Below are 22220 nucleotides of genomic sequence, written 5' to 3'. Positions count from 1 at the left end.
CAAAACGCCATCAGCGAAAGTGTTGATGGCGTTTTTTTGTTATTTAGATAATGTGTATTAATCAAAAGAATTAACTCATTTTTTTATTATTGAAAAATCAATAATTGGTTATTATAAAAATGTAGTTAATCCTTTCTATATTATTAAATTCTTATATAGGTAATTTTATTTTGATGCTCGTTCTAAAATAACATCGACGGGTTGTTTTTGGATATAGATCATCCTTGCTATTAATAGTAATGCCGCAACAGCAAGTCCTGATATGATACCTATCCAAAAACCAGCTGCGCCAATTGGTTCAATGATTAGGTTGGTTAATCCTAAAACATAGCCAACGGGCAGTCCTACTACCCAATAAGAAAGTAGGGTGATCAAAAAGATACTTTGGGTATCTTTGTAACCTCGTAGCACGTTACTTGCCACTACTTGTAAATAATCTGATGCTTGATAAATAGCTAATAATATAATGAGCTGCATACAAATAGCCATGACGGCTGTTTCTTTGGTGAATAGAGCGACAATCGGTGCTTTAAAAATAACTAAAATTAACGCAACAATTATTGCCATGGCAAGCGATATAGCTAAACTAATATAGGCGGTTTGTTTGGCTAATGCAGGTTTTTTATTACCTAGTAAATAACCAACACGAATACTGGTTGCAACACCAAGAGATAATGGAATGGCAAAGGTTAAACTGCTGATGGTGAATATAATTTGATGTGCAGCAACGGTTATTTGACCTAATGGGGCAATTAATAATGCAATCACAGCAAATAAGCTCATTTCAAAAAAGTAAGCGAGCGCAAGAGGAATGCCAAGCACAACAATTTTTTTGATTATAGCAAAATCAACTAGTTTAGTGATTGGTGTCTGGCGAATGTCGCGTTGGCTTGCGCTAGTGAGTGTGTATAAGCGTATTAATATAAACATAAGCCAAAAAATAATTGTCGCTGTAATGCCACAGCCGACTCCACCAAAAGCAGGTAAGCCTAATTTTCCATAGATTAAAACGTAGTTAATTGGAATGTTGGCAAGAAGAGCAATGAATATGATCACCATGGCTGGCTTTGTGTTTGATAGTCCTTCACATTGATTGCGGTAGACCAAAAAAAGCAAGAATGCTGGCACACCCCACATTATGGCGCGTAAAAATGAGACGGCAACGTCAACCATTTCGGGATCGATAGGGTGATCTGCTGAGCTTCTTAGATTAATTATTTTGTCGGAATGATACAGAAACAACATCATTAATATTGATAATATTAGCGCTATTACTACACCTTGACGCGTTTGAACAGCAACTTGATCACGTTTAGCGGCACCATTTAAGTTTGAAATAATTGGTGTTAATACCGTTAACAAACCTTGTCCAAATAAAATCGTGGGCAGCCAAATTGACACGGCAATAGCCACACCTGATAGGGCTGTTTTGCTATAATTTCCTGCCATAATGGTATCGACAAATGTGATTGCTGTTTGTGATATTTGTGCAATAAGTACAGGAACCGCTAATTTAGTAAGATTTTTTATTTCGTGTTTATAATGTTGTTTCATGGTTTTTATTAACGTTTAACCGTTCCCCATAAGTCGTATTCATCAGAATGTTCAATGTTAACTTGAACAATATCACCAACATTAACTTGGTTTTCTTCGTTTAAATAAACAACGCCATCGATTTCAGGGGCATCAGCCATGCTGCGACCTATTGCGCCTTGCTCATCAACTTCGTCAATAATTATAGATAATGTTTTGCCTATTTTGGCTTGTAATTTTTGTGTTGAGATTTTTTGCTGTAATTGCATAAAACGATCAAAACGTTCTTGTTTGATTGTTTCTGGAATTTGGTTTGCCAGTTCATTCGCAACAGCACCTTCTACTGGGCTGTATGGGAAACAGCCAACTCGATCTAATTGTGCTTGTGACAAAAATTCAAGTAGTAGTTCAAAATCCTGATCGGTTTCGCCTGGATATCCAACTATAAACGTTGAACGTAATGTAATATCTGGGCAGATTTCGCGCCACTTATGAATACGTTCTAAGGTTCTTTCAATCGATCCGGGGCGTTTCATTGATTTTAAAATAGTTGGGCTTGCGTGTTGTAATGGCACATCTAAATAAGGCAAAATTTTACCATCAGCCATTAATGGAATTAGATTATCAACACTTGGATAAGGATACATATAATGCAATCTAACCCAAATTCCTAAATTTGATAGTTGTTCACACAGGGTTTGAATATCAGTTTTTAATGGCATTCCATTCCAGAAATTGGTGCGGTTTTTGATGTCGATACCGTAAGCCGAAGTATCTTGGGCAATGACCAATAACTCTTTAACGCCACTATCTGCTAAACGTTTTGCTTCATCCAAGACATTCCCAATTGGTCGGCTAACCATATCTCCACGCAAAGAAGGAATAATACAGAATGTGCAACGGTGATTACAGCCCTCTGAAATTTTAAGATAAGCATAATGTTTAGGTGTCAATTTAACCCCTTGCTGTGGAATCAAGCTGGTATAAGGGTTATAAGCCGGTTTGGGGGCATATTTATTAACATGACTTAAAACCACTTCATAGCTATGCGGGCCAGATATTTCAAGAACTTTTGGATGTACAGTTCGAATTTGATCTTCTTTGGCTCCAAGGCATCCAGTTACAATGACTTTTCCATTTTCGTTTAGTGCTTCGCCGATTGCTTCAAGCGATTCTTGTACTGCACTGTCAATAAATCCACAAGTGTTAACAATGACTAAATCAGCATTGTCATAGCTAGGTACGACTTGATAACCTTGCGTGCGTAGTTCGGTTAAAATTCGCTCAGAGTCAACTAAGTTTTTAGGACAGCCAAGGCTTACAAATCCAATTGTAGGGGGTGACATATTCATAGTATTTATAATAATAGTGTTTTATGTTTAAAGAGGTATTGTTTGAGAATTAATAAACTATATTTGTTAATTATCATTTGCAAATTAAAATGAAGCTGGCATTTTATCATATTTCATCATAGTTGATACACTGATTTTCAAATTTGAAATTTATATTAACAATGCTTTGGCTTATTTATTAGCTATGAGCAATAGTGACGGAAAGTAGCCAGTTTGCTTGAATAAAAAGGATTATTTGTTGGATATTATTTCACTATCTATCTAATAAAATATAAAGCCTTTATTGCCAATAAAGGCTTTTAAAGTATAGGAAGTTGAACTTGCTAATTAAACGCTATTATTTTAATGCATTAATGACTTCGTCAATTTGACGATTTATGCTTTCGGCACCTCCACCAGACAAATACCATAGATCTGGCGTTAAATAAACCACATGTGTTTTACTTTTGTTTAGTACTTGCTGAGAAAAATAGTGTTCAGCCATACCTTGTTTGCCGATTGCTTTACTACGATCAACCACAAAAACAATATCAGGTTTTACCGATTTAATATAATTATCATCAACAAAAGTTGGTTTTGGCTTGCCTATTGTGTTATTCGCAGGCATAACGGTGAGTGGTACTGCTCGTTTAACATTTAGTACGTCATGAATCAGTGCCGCACTTGAGCTTAAATTGATAAGAATCATTTTCCCATCATTATGAATAGCAACAATAGCTTTTTTAGCGCTAGCTTGTGCTAAGGCTTGTGTACTTTGAATTTTTTTATCTAATGATTGGATGATACTATCCGCTTTGCTTTCTGTTCCCGTAATCTTTGCTAACACTTGAATATGATTTTTGGTTGATTCAACGTAATTTTTAGCATCAACACTTAAATTAATAACCGGGGCAATTTTAGATAAATCTTCGGCTTTACTTGCCTGACGTCCATCAATAACGATTAAATCAGGCTTAACTTGCTTGATAGTTTCAATATTGGGTTCTTTCATATTGCCCGTATCGGTAATCGAGGCGTTATTATATTGTTGCAAGTAAGATGGGATAACTGACCGTGGGGTGGCTGCAACTATTGAGCCTTTACCTAACGCATCTAACGTATCTAATGCGCCATAGTTCATCACTACCACTTTTTTAGGCGCTTTAGGGACGACCACTGTTTGATTATCAGTAGTGACATTCATTGTTGTCGATGATTGGCAGCCAGTTAAACTTAACATCATCACTGCAATACTACTCAAAAGTAACTTTTTTTTCTTGTTCATATCAATTTTCTCACGTCATTGTAAATGATAATAATTATTATTTAATAAAAGTGAATTGTCTAGAACTAAATAATTTTTTATAAAGATATTGATAATCATTCTCATATAGTGTAGTGTGCCTAGGGCAAATTAAACGGTAATTATCATTATAAATAATGGGGTTATAAGAAATGAAAGCAAAAAAGAAGTTTAAATTGGCAACTCATGCCATTAATACGGGCATTTTGTTGTCATTATCAAGCGCCGCTATAGCGGCTAGCAATACAGATACTGACACCATGGTTGTTACTGCATCGGGGTTTTCTCAGCAAGTGAAAGAAGCGCCAGCAACCATTTCGGTTATTACACCTAAAGAGATCGAAAATAAACCTTATCGCGATGTTACTGACGCGCTAAAAGATATTCCAGGTGTAAATGTCACTGGTGGAGGGGATTCTACTGATATTAGTATCCGCGGAATGGATGCTAAATATACCTTAATACTAGTTGATGGTAAGAAAGTTAGTACTCGTGAAACCAGACCGAATAGTGATAATTCGGGATTTGAGCAAGGTTGGTTACCACCATTAACGGCAATTGAACGTATTGAGGTTGTACGTGGTCCTATGTCGTCATTGTATGGTTCTGATGCAATGGGGGGCGTTATTAATATTATTACTAAAAAAGTGTCAAACAAATGGCAAAGTGGTGTACGTCTAGAATCGGTTATTCCTTATCGTTCAAAAGAAAAAGATACCTACACTGGTAGTTTTTCAACGATAGGACCGATTATTGATGATATTTTAGGTATTCAACTGTATGGACAGTATTCAAAACGTCATGAAGATGAATTTCTTAGTGGTCATGCTGGGCAAAAATTACGCAGTTTAAATGGTAAATTATCTTTAAATGCTACTGAAACACAAACATTTGATTTGGATTTTGGACGATCTTTACAAAACAGTAACGCAACGGCGGGTAAAACAAGAGATAAATCTAGAAGTGACTTTAATAGAGATAATAGACGAAATACATTTGCACTAACACATAATGGCTTATTTGGTGATGTGTCAACGACCTCATTTGTCGCTTATGAAGGTAATAATAACCCTAAAAGACAGATGAAAATTCGAAATACAGATGTAGATACACGTGTTACTATTCCTTTTAGTATTAATATGCTCACTTTAGGCGGAAAATATAATTATCAAGAGCTACATGACAAAGGCAACCAGTTAAAAACAACATTGTCAAAAATAGATCGTTGGAATTATGCGCTATTTGGTGAAGATGAACTACGTATTTTAGAAAATTGGAGTTTAACGTTAGGATTGCGTTATAACAAAGACGAAAATTATGGTAGCAATTGGAATCCTAGAGTTTACAGTGTTTGGAATATTGATGATAACTTTACCTTAAAAGGTGGTTATTCAACAGGTTATGCGACTCCACAATTACGTTACGTTGTAACTGATTGGGGGCAAGTAACTGGGGGCGGATATTCAGATGGTGTAATCATTGGAAATCCAAATTTAAAACCTGAAAAATCAAATAATTTTGAAATTGGTCTAGGCTATACTAATGATTATGGTATTGATGCTTCGGCAACCGCATTTTACACAAAATATAAAGATAAAATTCAATCTTATTATATTTGTGATCGTAAAAAAAGTGGTAGCAAATGTTTATTGAACGGTTATAGCAGAAAGTTTGACTTTATACAAGGTCGTGAAAATGTGGGTAAAGCTGATCTTAAAGGTCTTGAGTTTTCATTTAAAACGCCTTTATTTACTGATTTCTTATTAAGCTCTAATTATGCTTGGACAAAAACAGAACAAAAAAGTGGTCAATATAAAGGACGATCTTTAAATCGTACACCGAAACAAAAATTCAATACTCAACTAGATTGGTATGCCACACAGCAATGGGATTTGTGGGCTAAAATAGCCTATTATGGTGTGGAGTCATCAAACAACCGTAATGGCACAAAAGTTGAATATCCTGGCTATACTTTCTGGGACATCGGTGCATCTTACCAATTACATAAACAAGCTAAAGTTTATGCCGGTGTTTATAACTTATTTGATAAAGATGTTAGTAACGAAGATTTTGGTAAAACATTAGAAGGTAGACGTTATTTTGTCGGTACTGAAATTAATTTCTAATTAACCAATATTTCGGTTTAGTTTATTATTCTAAGGCAGCTTTAATATAGCTGCCTTTTTTATAAATAATTCATTAATTTATGCGAAAAATTGGTCAGAAAAGATATTGATTTTATTGAAGTTTTTTATTCCGTGGCTTTTAGCCAAAAACCACCATCCACCCCCCATTTCCAGTAGTACATCAACGTAGCTTGACTCGGTCTTTAATAAAACTTTACAAATTTTTAACAAAAAAACTAGCGGATTATTACTCAACCGACTATAATTTAAGCGCTTTTAAAGCAAGGAAATGCTCATCAATTGAGCAATTAATTATAAAAAATCGAAATGAAACAAAAAATTAATTGACAGGATAATCGAAATGCGCTATCATAATCGGCATCTGGCATCTGGCATCTGGCCTGCCAAACCTATGTTCTAAATCTTTTTCAATATCATCGTAGTCAAAATCAGACTCCATTCTTATTTTTATCACCGAAATCATCTAGCTTAATGAACTTGCCGAGTTTATCGGTAGGGTTGTTGTCGAGGCAGAGATTCAATCTTTTATCGTTCTTATCAAAGTCTCCGTTATGGATTGCGACGTTATTGTTTTGGTTGTGTTCATTTGGTGCACAGGCCTTAACGGCACAAACCTCAAGGGTCATTGAGGGTAGTGGGCCGTATTTAACATCTGATGGAGGCCAAACCAAGGTAACAGACCTTGAATCGTTGTTCACCATTACTTTGCCTAATGGTAGAAAGGTCACGCCGTCAACGAATAGATCAAGTAGGATAAATCCAATAATGTTTCCAGATGGGAGTACTTTGGGTGATATAAAGACTATTTTTCCACCATCGACCACTTTTTTGCGTTTAAATGATTTAGTCAATCGTTATCATTCTTGGGGAGATGATGATGGAGATGGACAGGGTACTAATGGTGTAACGGCGACAGGGACTTTATGGCTTTCATTAGATGATAAGTATGGAAATACTGTACGTCTTAATGATACATTAGATGCATGTAAGGCTCCTTATAGGGTAACAATAGGCTTAAACCCCGATGGTGCTAGTTTAACTACACAATATGGCGTGCCAAATCGTCGTGTATTTTCAACCACTAATGACAGGGAGTATTATTACTTAAGTCCATATCCTCGTTGTTTGTTTGCACAGTCGGCAAGGCCGAATTTGTTGTTGGGTGGTACTACTGGCATCTATTCTAGCGACAACCCTCGCTACGCAGGCCCATCTAACATATGGAGTCCTACAAAGGGTTTTTTAACTCAGTCAACGCGTTCATCATCTTACGACCGAAATTTCCCTACAACGGGTGCAGATGGATTGTACTTTGACTTAGAGATGCCTGTTGGAGTAGATGGAAGTGAGTTGAGTTGGACAGTTAACACAACTGGTAGTATAAGTGCAACGGTGAGTTGGACAAGGCCGCGTTCTGATACATTCACAGACCCAAAAGGAATAACCAGACAAGCTGATCAATGGATTACTGATAAATCTAGTTATGTAACACGGGTAACGTTAAGAGGTCCAAGGGCTGATGGTACTCAGATAAATTCAAATAATCCTAGTCCTTTAAGTGTACCATCTTTGCCACAGACATTTGAATTGGTGGGTCGGGATAGTGGCGATAATGTGGAGGTTAAATATGGATTTGTGTTAAAACAGTGGTTCGTAAATCGAGGGGGGAAAGCGAGTAGTTGGCCTAACCAAACATCTTGGTGTAGAAGTTTGGGGTATCATTTGCCACGGGTCAAGGATTTGACTAACGCGGTGCGTATAGGTGGTGATCATCCTATTTCAGGCGCCACACCTAATTCATCTGGTAATTATTACATGCGTCACATAGGTGCAGGTTTTTTCACGGAGTGGGGTTTCATGACCTTCTACGCTGATGCGGGCTTCACCGATCAAAACTACCGCTACTGGACGAATGATGCGGTAGGTAACAGTGCCTTCGGTGTTTTCCCAAGAGGATCCTCTATCCACGGTAGCGTTGGCCATCCCCGCTACGCTGTTTGTACTACACCTTAGATTTTATATCTTAGTCCTTAATCCTTGGGCAGCGGGGCCGGTTATGGTGTAGATAGAGAGTAATATAGCAAAGAATATCGTCCCCGCGTAGTTGGAGGCGGACCAGTGAAATTAGGCTTGTGCTGTTGTGGTTAATTACTACAACAACATAAGCTCCAAACAACCAAAGCAATAACTATTTTTTATTCTCAAAAAACGATTCAATTCTTTATTAAAAATCATTCTACATCAACAATGAGTTAAACTTGTGGTATATCCTAACTTTTACTTACTTGTTCAATTAATGCAATATTGTCCACGCGTTGCTTTAAACCTTCTACTTTGCTTCTCGTTTAGTCGCTTTTGGTTTGAATTTCATTTATTGATTTTGCTATAATATCATCTTGATATTATTTAATATCTGTTGATATATTTAAAGCCACAGTCGGGGGTGCCCGTCCTTTGATTGGTTAATAGACTGGAAACAATACCAATATTATAAACAAGAGAATTAAGCGTTTGCTCGTTCTTTTCCTTTTTTAAGCCCTAATCAAAAAACGAGGGTTTGTTTTATCAAGCTTCTTACTTGATAGTTGTTATTGCAGGATGCTTTACTATAAAAGTTGATGTTTTATATAACATATTAAATTTTTATAGTTTTTGGATTTATTTTAAATGGATTTTATGGAAAAAATAGCTATCTTACTTTTATTTACTCCGTTATTTGTTTATTCAGCACAGAACTTTAATTCAGCTAAAACACATTTAACTAAATTATATAAATTAAACCCTAATCAAACGACATTTTATTGCGGATGCGAATTTTCGTGGGTAGGTAAAAAAAGCGTTGTTGATTTTAGCAAGTGTGGGTATCAGCCAAGAAAAAATCAAACTAGAGCTGAACGCATTGAGTGGGAACATGTTATGCCTGCCGAGAATTTTGGTAGACACCTAACATGCTGGCAAGAAGACGGGCGTAAAGCGTGCAAAAAAGATGCTACCTTCAATCAAATAGAAGGGGATATGCATAACTTACAACCGGCTATTGGTGAAGTGAATGGCGATAGGTCTAATTATCGTTATTCGCAATTCACTAAAGAATTTAATCAGTATGGGCAGTGTAAAAGTGCTGTGGATTTTAAAGCTCGCGTATTCCAGCCACGTAACGAAATCCGTGGAATGATAGCACGCACCTATCTTTACATGTCTGATAAATATAAAATCAATTTATCAAATCAAGAAAAGAAGCTGATGATGGCATGGAATAAAATGTATGCACCTGAAAATTGGGAATGCAAGCGTAATGCGCATATAGCAAAAGTGCAGGGTAATGATAATAAGTTTGTTACTGGGCGGTGTACACAATGAAAAAGTTAATCGTATTATTTTTAATTGTTTTTTGGTCGCAAATTGTAGATGCGGTAGTGGTATCTCACAACAATTCGTATCGAGGTTCAAATCCTTACATAATTAAGTTAATTGATATTACATATTTTCTGGGTGGGAGTTTTATCCTTTTAAGCATAGCTAATGATAAATTAAAAGAGAATAAAAAATCAAAACGTAAAAAGAAATTAAGTCAAAATAAAACTAATTTGGACAAAAACACTAAATCCACAGATGAAGAAAATAAAAAATGAAGCCGACGAAAGTCGGTTTTTTTTATGTTCAAATTTTGAGTAATTCACTCAATATCAAATCGACAGCAATAACATAATAGCTAGTATTGGACTAAAGAGCGATTCAAATTTATGAAAGAAATCTATAAATTGCTTTTTGAAGTTGATAATGTGAACTTGGATTAAAACATGAAGTGCAATTTTAAACTCGGTGGAGTGAAGAAAGTAGAAAGGTGATTTTTTATTGCTATTAGTTTATAAATTTCATACTATTACCAAAAAGGAAGGTGATAATATGAAAAAAATTTTGCTAGTTGGTTTAATTGGGGTTGCTTTATTAGGTTGTGGTAAAAAGAAAGTAACTGAGGAAATGCTTATCGGGAATTGGGAATGTAGCTCAATCGAACAAAGAGCAAAATGGAAGAACGGGATGTTTCAAGACTATTCTACATCAATTGACCATGGAAAATCAGTAGTTACCTATTTAAAAGAAAACGATGATTTTTTTGTAAAATGGCCGGGTAGTAATGAAATGGTAAAGGAAGATTTTAAGAAATTGAATAGAAGTTATAACAGCACTTTAAATGGTATGAGGTTGTCTGGTTTCAACAGGTTTGAGTATATATCAGACAATGAGTTTAAGATGATTTCTGAGTTAGCAATAACGCAAGATAAGAAAGAAAACAATGAAAAAAGTAAAATATCAATGCACTGTACCAGAATACAATAACTATAAAACCGGAAAGAAATTATTTTTATTTAGTGCTATTTTATTAAATTTTCTAAGAGTTTTTTTATTAAAAATTTATCAGTTCAGGCTTGATTTGTAGTGCTTCGGCAATTTTAATTAGTGTTGCTTTTCTTAACTTTTGGCTTTTTTCATATTTAGAATAAGCTGATTGGTTAGTACCTATTTTATTCGCAACTTTAACTTCGGATAATTTTAAATACTTACGCCATGCTTGTGTAGGAGAATAGTTATTATCAAAAACCATACTAACAACTTTGTTCAGCATACTTGCTTTAATATCAACTGTTCTATTCATTATTATTTTTATGGCTAATCTCAATATAATTATTATGTTAGTGAAGTGCTACCCCAGTTTACCCTGCGGATAAAATCTGAATTTAAAATAATCACTTTAAAGGCTTGCTAGATAAGGCTTTAGAATGGTACGCCCGGGTGGACTCGAACCACTGACCCCCACCATGTCAAGGTGATGCTCTAACCAACTGAGCTACGGGCGTATATTTGAAACACGTAAATATTAACGGGCAAATCGATTTGTATCAAGTAAAAAAATGAAAAATAGCTGTTTTTTTAGTCTGTTGAACAAAATTGGCTGCATAATGAACGTTATTTCTTTTCGGTTTTAAAAAAAAGTCATAACATGATTGTTCAATGTAAGCTGTTTCTAAAAACTTTCTTATTTTTGGGATGAATTGTAAATTTCTGTAAGTTCATGGTGGTTTGTTTAAATTAATTTCGCTATACTCGGCGCATTTCGTTAGGCGCTATATATTTAGGTTTGTATGTCGATAAAAGATCAGATAGAAGATGTTCTGCAAAATGTTTTTGGTTACAAGTCATTTAGAAATCAACAAAGAGAAATTATTGAATCTATTATCGATGGACGTGATACTTTAACCATTATTCCTACTGGTGGCGGTAAATCTTTATGTTATCAAATCCCTGCGGTTTTATTGCCAGGGACTGCTATTGTTATTTCTCCTTTAATTTCTTTGATGAAGGATCAGGTCGATCAGTTATTAGCTAATGGTATTCCTGCTGCATATCTTAATGCTTCTCAATCTGCTATAGAACAACAAGAAGTCATCGCAAAATATTTAAATCATTCAATAAAGTTGTTATATGTTTCACCTGAACGTTTGGGAGTGTACGCTTTTTCTACTTTAATTAATGAATATCCACCTTCATTAATTGCTATTGATGAAGCGCATTGTATTTCTCAATGGGGGCATGATTTTAGACCTGATTATCGTCAATTAGGTCAGCTTTCTACTCGTTTTCCTGAGGTACCGATTGTTGCATTGACCGCCACTGCCGATAAGATGACGCAATCTGATATTATAAATCAACTTAATTTGGTTGATCCGTTAGTTGTGGTAAGGAGTTTTGATCGGCCGAATATTCGTTATACCGTCGTTGACAAATTTAATCAGATGGAACAGGTTATTTCGTTTGTTGAAACACAAAAAGGCAATCCCGGTATTATTTATTGCTCAAGCCGTTCTCGAGTTGAAGATATGACCACTAGACTTGCTGCTCGTGGGTTTTCGGTTATGGCGTATCATGCAGGGTTGTCTAACAATGAACGCCAACAAGCACAAGATGCTTTTTTAAAAGATGATGTGCAAATTATTGTCGCTACCGTTGCGTTCGGTATGGGTATTAATAAACCCAATGTGCGTTTTGTTTTACATGCGGATTGTCCACGAACGATTGAGGCTTATTATCAAGAAACAGGCCGAGCAGGGCGTGATGGCGTACCTGCCGAGGCGATGCTGCTATTTAATAGTAAAGATCTGAAGTGGTATCATCAAAAAACTGTTGAGAAAATAGATGGTAAGCATAAAGACGTGGAACTGCAAAAGATCAATGCGATGGAGGCTTTTGCACAAGGTTTGACTTGTCGGCGCATTGTGTTGCTGAGTTATTTTGGCGAAGAGCGAGCTGAACCTTGCAAGAACTGTGATATTTGTTTGTATCCTCCTGAAATGTATGATGGTTTAATTGATGCGCAGAAGGTTTTATCTTGTGTTTATCGTGTTAAACAGCGTTATGGAGCACAATATATAGTTGATATTTTAAGAGGCTCTGCGCGTGCTCACATTAAAGAAGTTGGTCATCACAAATTATCGGTTTATGGTATCGGTAAGCAAAATTCATCGAACTATTGGCTTAGTGTTATTAGACAATTGATTTATTTAGGGTATTTAAATCAAGAAATATCGAATTATACCACTCTTCAATTAACAGAAAAGGCGCGGTCAATTCTTAGGGGCGAAACCCCTTTATCTTTAGCTAAACCGCGTTTAGAAATCGTGAAAAAGAACCGCATAAATCGATATGCAAGATCAATTAATTTAACTGCGGTTTTATCGTACGAAGAACGAATTCTATTTAACAAGCTTAGGCGATTACGTAAAGATATTGCCGATGTTGAAGATATTCCACCTTATATTGTTTTTAGTGATGCGACGTTACTTGAAATGGTTCAAACCAAACCAGCAAGTAAAAAGCAATTAATTAACATTACTGGTGTAGGTAAAATTAAGTTAGAAAAGTATGGTAGTTTGTTTTTAGATGCAATAGATGAATTTATGGCCAAAAATTTTTAACATTTTGTACAAATTACATATGATAATCATTTTTATAACATTTTGATTATTTTAAAATTTATAATCAATTAATAAAAATGGAGATATTTATGTCAACAATAAGCAATATGCTACAAATAATTTTATTTGCTACCATCATTAATTATAATTGAATATCAAGTCGATTAAGCTATAATGCGACAACTATTTAATAATTTACAGTTACAATGATTATCGGTTTTATTGGTGCGGGTAAAGTAGGTTGCACCTTAGCTAAGTATTTTTCTTTATGTGGAATGCCGATTGCTGGGTTTTATAGCCGATCTTATGAACATGCAAAAGAGGCAAGTGATTTTACTCATAGTCAAGCTTATGCATCGTTAGCTGATTTAGTTAATGATTGTGATTGTTTATTGGTTACTGTATCGGATAGCCAAATAACCTCTGTTTGGCAAGAACTTTGCCAATTATCTATTACCAATAAATGGATCGGTCATTGCAGTGGGCTGTTGACGTCACATATATTTAACCAACATAAAATTGTTCATCCATTTGCGTTTTCATTGCATCCTTTATATGCCATTTATGATAGATTTGAATGCTATACCGCTATGTCAGGTGTTTCTTTTACGCTTGAAGCAAATGAAAGCATTATCCCTCAATTAAAAAACTTTTTTGTTTCACTAAAAAATCCTTTAGCCATTTTACCTGCGAATAAAAAGCCACTTTATCATGCAGCTTGTGTTATGTTGAGTAATCAAGTTATTGCATTGGTACAAATTGGTGTTGATTTACTTGACCAATGTGGGTTAGATACTGAGTTTAGTGAACAAGCGTGGCATCCGTTATTTTTAGGAAATGCTAAAAATATATGTAAAGTTGGGGTGATTAATGCTTTAACTGGACCTGTAGAACGTGGTGATGTTGAAGTTATCAAACAACATATAATGGCTATGCCCTCTGAATTAAAACCTATTTATCAGCAATTATCTGCTATTTTACTTAATATTAGTCGAACAAAGCATCCAAGCAAGGACTATCGACAATTAGAACTGGAGCTGTTACCTTGAAAAATACGATTGCCACTTTAAAAGAACGTAAACAAAACCGACAAAAAATTACCATGCTAACTGCTTATGATTACACTACAGCCAAATTAATGGATGAAAGTGGTGTAGATTGTTTATTAGTGGGGGATTCTTTAGGTATGGTGATGTTAGGTTACGATAGCACCGTATCGGTTACTATGGAAGATATGATCCACCACTCCAAAGCAGTTGCAAGAGCCGCTAAGTCGGCATTTGTTGTCACTGATTTACCTTTTATGTCTTATCAAACATCTGTGTATGATGCAGTTTTCAATGCCGGTCGCCTAATTAAAGAAGGTCAAGCTCAAGCGGTTAAACTTGAAGGAGGGCAAGCATTTAGTGAACATATTAAAATGATTACACAAGCCTCCATTCCGGTTGTTGCGCATATTGGACTCATGCCCCAATCTGTTCTTGCATTGGGGGGATACAAAGTGCAAGGTAAAGATTATCAAGATGCTAAAAACATTGTTCTTGATGCATTAGCAGTTGAACAAGCGGGTGCGATTGCGATTGTACTTGAATGTGTACCTGCTGATTTAGCAAAATTGATTTCACAATTAGTGAGTATTCCAACTATTGGTATTGGCGCAGGTGTAAATTGTGATGGTCAGGTGCTTGTTTATCAAGACATGCTGTCTATGTATGATGGTGTTGCATCAAAATTTGTCAAATCTTTTGCTCCAATTGGTCATCATATGAAACAAGCGTTTACTGATTATTGCCAAGAGGTAAAACAGCAACAATTTCCAGCATCGATCCATGAATTTGCGATTGATAGTGAGGTAATGAGCAAACTTAAATCTGAGTTTCAATCATAAAGGATAACTAAATGAATGTTGTAACGACAATTGGACAAGTACGAGAGCAAGTTAAAGCTTGGCGGCAAGCTGGCTATAGTATTGGGCTTGTTCCAACCATGGGCTATCTGCATGAAGGCCATCAGAGCTTAATGACAGCAGCTAAAAAAGATAATCAAAAAGTTATTGTGACGATCTTTGTTAATCCTATACAATTCGGTCCTTCTGAAGATCTTGCTAGTTATCCACGTGATTTAGAACGGGATAAAATCGCTTGTGAGAAGGTGGGGGTGGATTTGATTTTTTGTCCAACTGCCAGTGAAATGTATGATGCTAATTTTAACAGCTATGTTGATGTTAATGGTTTAACAGATGCTTTATGTGGAAAGAGGCGTCCTGGGCATTTCAAAGGTGTTTGCACGGTTGTTACAAAATTATTCAATATCACACAACCTGATCGTGCCTATTTTGGACAGAAAGATGCACAGCAGCTAGCGGTAATTAAACGTATGGTCAGTGATCTGAATTTCGACATTGAAATTATTGGTTGCCCTATTGTGCGTGAAGCAGATGGACTAGCTAAAAGTTCACGTAATAGTTATTTGTCGGAATGTGAACGATCCGCAGCCGTGTGCCTTTATCAAGCAATTGAATGCGCTAATGCAATGATAAAGCAGGGAGAAAAGTCGGTAACTGTTATAACAAAAGCTATGCATAATCTTATTGTCAATCAACCTTTAGCCAAGATTGACTATATTGAATTTGTCGATCTAGCATCATTAACATCGGTTGATATGCTTGAGCAAGATAGTTTGTGTGCGCTAGCGGTTTATATTGGTAAAACACGATTAATTGATAATTTTATTTATCAACATCACTAATTACGAATTATATTTATAATGGTAGATATAAAAAAACCGCTTAATATAAGGCGGTTTTTTTTGTGCTATTCATCGTATTATAAAAATTTTTACAATTTGATTAAATCAATGAGTTTATTGTTCTGCTAATTTATTGTTTGGCTATTTTACTGTAGAATAGCAACCATTTTATGCCTTAAATCAGGATTGATGCATTAATTATGAAAAATACGACTTATAACCCACAAGAAATTGAACAACCTATTTATAAGCATTGGGAACAAAGCGGTTATTTTAAACCCAGTGGTGATAAATCACAACCAAGTTATTGTATTGCTATTCCACCACCGAATGTGACAGGTAGTTTACATATGGGGCATGCTTTTCAACAAACCATTATGGATGCTTTGATTCGTTATCATCGCATGCAAGGTCATAATACCCTTTGGCAATCAGGAACCGATCACGCTGGTATTGCAACGCAAATGGTGGTTGAACGTAAAATTGCGGCTGAAGAAAATAAAACACGCCATGATTACGGGCGTGATGCTTTTATTGACAAAATTTGGCAATGGAAAGCCGAATCAGGCGGTAGCATTACTAAGCAAATGCGTCGCTTAGGGGATTCAGTTGATTGGGATCGTGAACGATTTACCATGGATGATGGTCTATCAAATGCGGTGAAAGAAGTATTTGTTCGATTATATCAAGAAAATCTTATTTATCGTGGTAAACGTTTAGTCAATTGGGATCCTAAATTACGTACAGCGATCTCTGATCTTGAAGTTGAAAACCGCGAAGTTAAAGGTTCAATGTGGCATTTACGTTATCCGTTAGCTGATGGTGCTAAAACAGCCGACGGCAAAGATTACTTAGTGGTGGCAACCACTCGTCCTGAAACCTTATTTGGGGATACAGGAGTTGCGGTGAATCCTGAAGATCCTCGCTATAAAGATCTGATTGGACAATTTGTGATATTGCCATTTGTTAATCGTCGTATTCCTATTGTGGGTGATGAACATGCTGATATGAGCAAAGGTACAGGGTGCGTAAAAATTACTCCTGCGCATGATTTTAATGACTATGAAGTTGGGCGACGTCATCAATTACCGATGATCAACATTTTAACGTTTGATGGGGATATTCGTCAGCAAGCTGAAGTATTTGATACCAATGGTGAACCAAGCGATGCTTATGATCCAGTTATTCCAACTCAGTTCCAAACATTGGAACGCTTTGCTGCTCGTAAAGCCGTTGTTGCAGAATGCGAATCATTGGGTATTTTAGAAAAAATCGAACCGCATGATTTGACCGTTCCATATGGTGATCGTGGTGGTGTTGTGATTGAACCTATGTTAACCGATCAATGGTATGTGCGTGCAAAAGTGCTTGCCGAGCCTGCTATTGATGCAGTAAAAAATGGTGATATCCAATTTGTACCAAAACAGTATGAAAATATGTATTTTTCTTGGATGAATGATATTCAAGATTGGTGCATTTCACGTCAATTATGGTGGGGACATCGTATTCCAGCTTGGTACGATAAACAAGGTAATGTTTATGTTGGTCGTGATGAAGCTGAAGTGCGACGTGAAAATAACCTTGCCAATGATATTGAACTGAAACAAGATGACGATGTACTTGATACTTGGTTCTCATCTGCACTTTGGACATTTTCAACGTTAGGTTGGCCGAATAATACTGATGATTTAGCCACATTCCATCCAACTAATGTGCTGGTAACTGGTTTTGATATTATTTTCTTCTGGGTAGCTAGAATGATCATGATGACGATGCACTTTATTAAAGATGAACATGGTAAACCACAAGTTCCTTTTAAAACGGTGTATGTCACAGGTTTAATTCGCGATGAAGAAGGGCAGAAAATGTCTAAATCTAAAGGAAACGTTATTGATCCTTTAGATATGATTGACGGTATATCATTGTCAGCTTTATTAGAAAAACGTACTGGCAATATGATGCAGCCTCAATTAGCCGAAAAAATTGCTAAACGTACTCAAAAACAGTTCCCTAATGGTATTGAAGCGCACGGGACTGATGCACTACGCTTTACTTTAGCAGCATTAGCCTCAACTGGACGTGATATTAATTGGGATTTAAAACGTTTAGAAGGTTATCGTAATTTCTGTAATAAACTTTGGAATGCTAGCCGCTATGTGCTGATGAATACAGAAGGGCATGATTGTGGCTTTAAAGGTGGAGATTTAGATTATTCCTTAGCAGATAAATGGATTTTAGCCGAATTTAATCAAACTATTAAAGCTTACCGAGAAGCATTTGATACTTATCGTTTTGATTTAGCAGCTAATATTTTATATGAGTTTACATGGAATCAATTCTGTGATTGGTATTTAGAGCTAACCAAATCCATTTTAGCCAATGGCGAACTATCACAGCAACGCGCAGCTCGCCATACGTTAATTACGGTATTAGAAGCTCTATTACGCCTTGCACATCCAATTATTCCATTTATAACCGAAGCAATTTGGCAAAATGTAAAAGGCTTAATGAATATAAGCGCTGACACCATTATGTTACAGCCAATGCCTGCTTTTGATGAACAGCATTCAAATGATCAAGCAGTAGCCGATATTAATTGGATAAAAGATGTCGTGATTGCCGTACGAAACATTCGTGCTGAAATGAATATTGCGCCAAGCAAACCATTGCAGTTATTAATTCGAAAAGGCTCACCAACAGTGCATCGAATCATTGCTGATAACATCAATTTTATTGAATCATTAGCAAGATTATCTGAAATTGTTTTGCTTGATGATGGTGAAACAGGACCATTGTCGGTCACCAAACTGGTTGATGGCGCCGAATTGCTAATCCCAATGGCAGGATTAATCAATAAAGAAAACGAACTTGCGCGTTTAGAAAAAGAAATTGAACGCATCAATGGCGAAATTTCTCGTATTGAAAATAAACTGTCTAATGCCAGCTTTGTCGATAAAGCACCAGCAGCAGTAGTTGCTAAAGAAAAAGAAAAACAACAAGGTTATATTGATGATAAAGCCAAACTGCAAGAGCAGTATGTCGCTATAAAAAATCTTTAATCTTTGTAATAAAAAACCTCTCGCTTGAGAGGTTTTTTTTATATTTGCTAATTTAAAATTTATAACCTACACCAATCATTGCAACCCATGGGTCAAGCTTATAATTAGCGGTAACTTTAGTATTGCCTAAATGGGTAGTCGCTTTAGTTTCAATATCGATATAACGTATTTGAGCATTCAAAAGCCAATTATCATTTAAAGTATAATCAGCACCGACTTGTGCAGCCCAGCCCCAAGAACTATCGAGATCTAAACCATGAAATCCCGCTTTTTTGGCTTCGCCACTGAGTTTTTCGTCAAAGAAGAAGGTATAGTTGATACCCATTCCAACATAGGGTTGTAACTCATATTGTGAATCAAGTGGATACCAAACAGCACTTAATGTTGGTGGTAGATGTTTAATTTTACCTAAATGAGCACCAGCAAGCCCAGTTGAATTGCCTCCACCTAATTTAACCTGATGGCTAAAAGGTGTTGCAGCTAACAGTTCGACACCAATATTATCGGTCACCATATATTGGAAATTCAATCCAAGTTGAGTATCGTTATCGGCTTTTGCTTTTAGATCGCTTTTGGCTCCGCCTACTTTAACATGATCACTTTTATCTTGAGGGTGAACATAAACTGGCCCACCACGGACAATAATTTCATTTGCAGTATGCGCATAAGCTACCGCGCTGGATAATCCCATTGTAATAAGCATAGCAACTGATGATATTTTCATTTCTTTTCTCCCAATTTATTTATAATTCATTATATAATATTTAATTATGTTGAAAAAACGCACTATAGTAAAACATAGACTTATTTATTAATCTAGCAATATTGAAATTTATCTCAAAATTTTAGTAAATAAAATGAGTTTGGTGATTTGCATTATTGCTTAAACCTATATACAATGTAAGCTAATATTTCAGTGGGTTGTTAGCTCAGTCGGTAGAGCAGTTGACTCTTAATCAATTGGTCGCGGGTTCGATCCCCTCACAACCCACCATTCCTTAATTTTAACGTTTATCCAATTGCTAATCAAAATAAGAACATCACAAAATATCAATTAAAAACTTATAAAAAAAGAGGGCTAACCCTCTAATTCTGTATAAAAGACTTATAAACCTGTTATTTTTAATCTTGAATGCGGGGAAAGGCAATCATCATATACTTGTTTGTCATCAGAAATTTTACATGTTTGTTTTAATCCTTCTATCAAAGTGCTCTTAACATTACCTGTTATTTCATCGACACTTTTGTTATATACTGTGTTATCCTTGAAGTTTAATAAGAAATTTATATCGTTCATGTCAAGAATACTTTGGTTATCTGATGATTTTTCACCTACTATTTTTATTTTCACTTTTTTGTCTGGTGGTGTGTCCATATTTGTTAATACATCTTTATATGAATACGCGCAAGTAAAAGTAATAGAATCATTAGATAGGGCTACTTCATTCATTTTTTCTTTACTGATTGAGCAATCTTTAATCATTGGCGAGCTTAAAAATTGATCGATTTTTGAAGAGGTACTTTCCCCAATAAATTGGTAATAACTATAATTATAATTCTTGTTATTTTTGATATCATAAAATACGACTAGCTGTTTTTTGTCCTTTACAGCATCTTTAGCAAAATCTTCAAACTTCTTGGTATTTGAATCTCCACACCCCGTTAAAACTAAACTTAATAATGTAATACTACTTAATCCAATAATTTTATTCATTTTTTATTCCCGTTCTACTTAGCATTAATTAATCTGTAGGTAATACCGTTTTTACAAACTTTTGTTGTGTATTTACCGTCAATATTTAAATTCATAGCAAGTGTGGCAATATCGAGATTACAATTTTTACTAATCTCATTCATTATTTTCATATAACCAACTCCAGTCAAATCTGGGGCTTGAGAATCAAAACCACTTGCTGTTGCTTTACCTGTTTTTAAGTCATAAGTAATTGTGTTTTTATCGCCACAACCAACTAAAACAACTCCCAAAACACTAACACACACAAAACTAATTATTTTTTTCATTTTATCGCCCTACCCTTGTTTTATCATTCAGTTGACTGTTAGACTCATAAAAGCTGTATCTATTCACTGTTTTTTTACTATTATTATTAAAAAAGATTGTTAATTCTTTCTGATGAAAATCAGCTCTTGTTTTATAATTAAAGAGTGAAACATATGGTATAACAGCTGATGTAACATCTTGTTCTTGAGAATAATAACTGTATGACCAAATTTCCGTACCACCATCAAAATGTGCCGATGTTGGCTCTCCAAATGTTTCTCTTATCTGATTTTGAGTTGTTTTTCCTTCTTTTATTTTTTTTCTAATAGTTTCTTTTGTTTCATCTTTTAAAATCATCTGCGCACTTTCATATTGAGTCACACACCCAGACAATAAAAAACCTGTGGTTAACACAATGCTAATAAGTAATTTACTCATTCTTAATTCCTTATAACATTTATTAATTAATGCATAAATGTTAGTAATGTACTACCAACAATAATTAAAAATAAAAGCCAAATAGCAATACCAATAATTCCGCAAATAATTCCTGCTTTAGCAAACCCTAGACCGTCTTTTTGATTGTTTATTACATCATTTTTACCTATCACGCCTAGCACTATTGCTATAATCCCGACAACTATGTTAAACCCCGCCATTGGAAGTATTATTGAAATAATACCGCACACCATTGACGATATTGATAAATAACTTGTTGCTTTTTTTTGTTGTTCCATTTTTGTCTCCATAAAAATTTATTAAATTTGAGTAAAGGTTAAGTTAAAGAGGTTAATTATTATATTATGATCGGTTTTACAGATCAATTAAATATATTATGATAGGCATTGACTATCATAATTAACTTTACTGATCGTTGTAATCTTTCAAATTTTTTTTAAAAGTAATAAGTTATGATGATAAGTATAATAAAGCGACTAAGTGGTGTTTTTTATTTTATTAACTTATATTGGTATAAAAGTATTACTGGACGTGAAAGTATTACCTATAATTTAATCAGGACAACAGAACTACCAGATATTCCTGGATTCAAATATGAAGTGCAATTTTAAACACGGTGGAGTGAAGAAAGTAGAAAGGTGATTTATACTAGCACCTTCGCACC

General features: G+C 35.2%; 19 protein-coding genes and 2 tRNA genes. 11 read left to right on the top strand and 10 right to left on the bottom strand.

The window, feature by feature from the left end; translation table 11 throughout:
• Positions 1-165 precede the first annotated feature (165 nt).
• The 3 genes from GQ598_RS09305 to GQ598_RS09295 all read right to left on the bottom strand — a co-directional run bounded on the left by GQ598_RS09305 (position 166) and on the right by GQ598_RS09295 (position 4149).
• A complete protein-coding gene (locus GQ598_RS09305) occupies positions 166-1554 on the bottom strand; it encodes an MATE family efflux transporter (protein WP_160403882.1) in 1389 nt (462 codons plus the stop codon).
• An 8-nt stretch (positions 1555-1562) separates the two neighbouring features.
• Complete coding sequence (rimO, locus tag GQ598_RS09300) at positions 1563-2879, bottom strand: 30S ribosomal protein S12 methylthiotransferase RimO (RefSeq protein WP_160403886.1); 1317 nt, start codon at positions 2877-2879, stop codon at positions 1563-1565.
• 343 nt (positions 2880-3222) lie between these two features.
• Complete coding sequence (locus GQ598_RS09295) at positions 3223-4149, bottom strand: siderophore ABC transporter substrate-binding protein (protein WP_160403881.1); 927 nt, start codon at positions 4147-4149, stop codon at positions 3223-3225.
• A 170-nt stretch (positions 4150-4319) separates the two neighbouring features.
• Here GQ598_RS09295 and GQ598_RS09290 point away from each other — a divergent pair, with 170 nt between their 5' ends.
• The 5 genes from GQ598_RS09290 to GQ598_RS09270 all read left to right on the top strand — a co-directional run bounded on the left by GQ598_RS09290 (position 4320) and on the right by GQ598_RS09270 (position 10655).
• Positions 4320-6293: a TonB-dependent receptor domain-containing protein gene (locus tag GQ598_RS09290; protein WP_160403880.1), complete on the top strand. Its 1974-nt coding sequence runs from the start codon at positions 4320-4322 to the stop codon at positions 6291-6293.
• Positions 6294-6785: 492 nt separating this feature from the next.
• Positions 6786-8327: a hypothetical protein gene (locus tag GQ598_RS09285; RefSeq protein WP_160403879.1), complete on the top strand. Its 1542-nt coding sequence runs from the start codon at positions 6786-6788 to the stop codon at positions 8325-8327.
• A 654-nt stretch (positions 8328-8981) separates the two neighbouring features.
• On the top strand, positions 8982-9674 hold the full coding sequence (locus tag GQ598_RS09280) for an endonuclease (protein ID WP_160403878.1): 693 nt from the start codon (positions 8982-8984) through the stop codon (positions 9672-9674).
• Positions 9671-9946 (top strand): hypothetical protein, encoded by a 276-nt coding sequence (locus GQ598_RS09275; RefSeq protein ID WP_091346686.1) that lies wholly within the window; start codon positions 9671-9673, stop codon positions 9944-9946. The genes GQ598_RS09280 and GQ598_RS09275 overlap by 4 nt, the downstream gene beginning before the upstream one ends.
• A gap of 274 nt (positions 9947-10220) precedes the next feature.
• Complete coding sequence (locus GQ598_RS09270) at positions 10221-10655, top strand: hypothetical protein (protein ID WP_160403877.1); 435 nt, start codon at positions 10221-10223, stop codon at positions 10653-10655.
• Positions 10656-10722: 67 nt separating this feature from the next.
• On the opposite strand, the gene GQ598_RS09265 is transcribed toward GQ598_RS09270, so the two are convergent.
• Both GQ598_RS09265 and GQ598_RS09260 read right to left on the bottom strand, forming a co-directional pair.
• Positions 10723-10971, bottom strand: coding sequence for a helix-turn-helix domain-containing protein (locus GQ598_RS09265; protein ID WP_160403876.1), 249 nt, complete (start codon positions 10969-10971; stop codon positions 10723-10725).
• 125 nt (positions 10972-11096) lie between these two features.
• A tRNA-Val gene (locus GQ598_RS09260) sits at positions 11097-11173 on the bottom strand.
• A gap of 285 nt (positions 11174-11458) precedes the next feature.
• Between GQ598_RS09260 and recQ the strand changes: the two genes are divergently transcribed.
• The 5 genes from recQ to GQ598_RS09235 all read left to right on the top strand — a co-directional run bounded on the left by recQ (position 11459) and on the right by GQ598_RS09235 (position 19095).
• Positions 11459-13288 (top strand): DNA helicase RecQ, encoded by a 1830-nt coding sequence (gene recQ, locus GQ598_RS09255; protein ID WP_160403875.1) that lies wholly within the window; start codon positions 11459-11461, stop codon positions 13286-13288.
• A gap of 206 nt (positions 13289-13494) precedes the next feature.
• A complete protein-coding gene (locus GQ598_RS09250) occupies positions 13495-14337 on the top strand; it encodes a Rossmann-like and DUF2520 domain-containing protein (protein WP_160403874.1) in 843 nt (280 codons plus the stop codon).
• Entirely contained in the window at positions 14334-15176 is an 843-nt protein-coding gene (gene panB, locus GQ598_RS09245) for a 3-methyl-2-oxobutanoate hydroxymethyltransferase (protein ID WP_160403873.1), read from the top strand. The genes GQ598_RS09250 and panB overlap by 4 nt, the downstream gene beginning before the upstream one ends.
• Positions 15177-15187: 11 nt before the next feature.
• The gene (gene panC / locus GQ598_RS09240) at positions 15188-16036 is read left to right on the top strand and encodes a pantoate--beta-alanine ligase (protein WP_160403872.1); all 849 of its coding nucleotides are present in this window, start codon (positions 15188-15190) and stop codon (positions 16034-16036) included.
• A gap of 200 nt (positions 16037-16236) precedes the next feature.
• Positions 16237-19095: a valine--tRNA ligase gene (locus tag GQ598_RS09235; RefSeq protein ID WP_160403871.1), complete on the top strand. Its 2859-nt coding sequence runs from the start codon at positions 16237-16239 to the stop codon at positions 19093-19095.
• 52 nt (positions 19096-19147) lie between these two features.
• Here GQ598_RS09235 and GQ598_RS09230 read toward each other — a convergent pair whose 3' ends face one another.
• A complete protein-coding gene (locus tag GQ598_RS09230; RefSeq protein WP_091346699.1) occupies positions 19148-19819 on the bottom strand; it encodes an OmpW family outer membrane protein in 672 nt (223 codons plus the stop codon).
• A gap of 194 nt (positions 19820-20013) precedes the next feature.
• Here GQ598_RS09230 and GQ598_RS09225 point away from each other — a divergent pair.
• A tRNA-Lys gene (locus tag GQ598_RS09225) sits at positions 20014-20089 on the top strand.
• Between the two features lie 111 nt (positions 20090-20200).
• Here GQ598_RS09225 and GQ598_RS09220 read toward each other — a convergent pair.
• From GQ598_RS09220 to GQ598_RS09205, 4 genes are read right to left on the bottom strand one after another with little or no spacing between them, the layout of a single operon-like run.
• Positions 20201-20809, bottom strand: coding sequence for a hypothetical protein (locus GQ598_RS09220; RefSeq protein ID WP_160403870.1), 609 nt, complete (start codon positions 20807-20809; stop codon positions 20201-20203).
• A gap of 14 nt (positions 20810-20823) precedes the next feature.
• On the bottom strand, positions 20824-21117 hold the full coding sequence (locus GQ598_RS09215; protein WP_160403869.1) for a hypothetical protein: 294 nt from the start codon (positions 21115-21117) through the stop codon (positions 20824-20826).
• Between the two features lies 1 nt (position 21118).
• Positions 21119-21535: an outer membrane protein assembly factor BamE gene (bamE, locus tag GQ598_RS09210; protein WP_160403868.1), complete on the bottom strand. Its 417-nt coding sequence runs from the start codon at positions 21533-21535 to the stop codon at positions 21119-21121.
• 26 nt (positions 21536-21561) lie between these two features.
• Positions 21562-21834: a DUF4190 domain-containing protein gene (locus GQ598_RS09205; protein WP_091346706.1), complete on the bottom strand. Its 273-nt coding sequence runs from the start codon at positions 21832-21834 to the stop codon at positions 21562-21564.
• Positions 21835-22220 lie beyond the last annotated feature (386 nt).

Source organism: Gilliamella sp. Pas-s95 (assembly GCF_009795795.1).
Classification (GTDB): domain Bacteria; phylum Pseudomonadota; class Gammaproteobacteria; order Enterobacterales; family Orbaceae; genus Gilliamella; species Gilliamella bombicola.
This window is presented reverse-complemented; position numbering and strand designations above follow the sequence as displayed.

Coding starts and splice junctions, on each gene's coding strand:
- GQ598_RS09230 (WP_091346699.1), bottom strand. CDS start 19,819: ATGAAAATATCATCAGTTGCTATGCTTATTACAATGGGATTATCCAGC.
- GQ598_RS09235 (WP_160403871.1), top strand. CDS start 16,237: ATGAAAAATACGACTTATAACCCACAAGAAATTGAACAACCTATTTAT.
- recQ (WP_160403875.1), top strand. CDS start 11,459: ATGTCGATAAAAGATCAGATAGAAGATGTTCTGCAAAATGTTTTTGGT.
- bamE (WP_160403868.1), bottom strand. CDS start 21,535: ATGAGTAAATTACTTATTAGCATTGTGTTAACCACAGGTTTTTTATTG.
- panC (WP_160403872.1), top strand. CDS start 15,188: ATGAATGTTGTAACGACAATTGGACAAGTACGAGAGCAAGTTAAAGCT.
- GQ598_RS09250 (WP_160403874.1), top strand. CDS start 13,495: ATGATTATCGGTTTTATTGGTGCGGGTAAAGTAGGTTGCACCTTAGCT.
- rimO (WP_160403886.1), bottom strand. CDS start 2,879: ATGTCACCCCCTACAATTGGATTTGTAAGCCTTGGCTGTCCTAAAAAC.
- GQ598_RS09270 (WP_160403877.1), top strand. CDS start 10,221: ATGAAAAAAATTTTGCTAGTTGGTTTAATTGGGGTTGCTTTATTAGGT.
- GQ598_RS09275 (WP_091346686.1), top strand. CDS start 9,671: ATGAAAAAGTTAATCGTATTATTTTTAATTGTTTTTTGGTCGCAAATT.
- GQ598_RS09265 (WP_160403876.1), bottom strand. CDS start 10,971: ATGAATAGAACAGTTGATATTAAAGCAAGTATGCTGAACAAAGTTGTT.
- GQ598_RS09280 (WP_160403878.1), top strand. CDS start 8,982: ATGGATTTTATGGAAAAAATAGCTATCTTACTTTTATTTACTCCGTTA.
- GQ598_RS09285 (WP_160403879.1), top strand. CDS start 6,786: ATGAACTTGCCGAGTTTATCGGTAGGGTTGTTGTCGAGGCAGAGATTC.
- GQ598_RS09305 (WP_160403882.1), bottom strand. CDS start 1,554: ATGAAACAACATTATAAACACGAAATAAAAAATCTTACTAAATTAGCG.
- GQ598_RS09215 (WP_160403869.1), bottom strand. CDS start 21,117: ATGAAAAAAATAATTAGTTTTGTGTGTGTTAGTGTTTTGGGAGTTGTT.
- GQ598_RS09290 (WP_160403880.1), top strand. CDS start 4,320: ATGAAAGCAAAAAAGAAGTTTAAATTGGCAACTCATGCCATTAATACG.
- GQ598_RS09205 (WP_091346706.1), bottom strand. CDS start 21,834: ATGGAACAACAAAAAAAAGCAACAAGTTATTTATCAATATCGTCAATG.
- GQ598_RS09220 (WP_160403870.1), bottom strand. CDS start 20,809: ATGAATAAAATTATTGGATTAAGTAGTATTACATTATTAAGTTTAGTT.
- GQ598_RS09295 (WP_160403881.1), bottom strand. CDS start 4,149: ATGAACAAGAAAAAAAAGTTACTTTTGAGTAGTATTGCAGTGATGATG.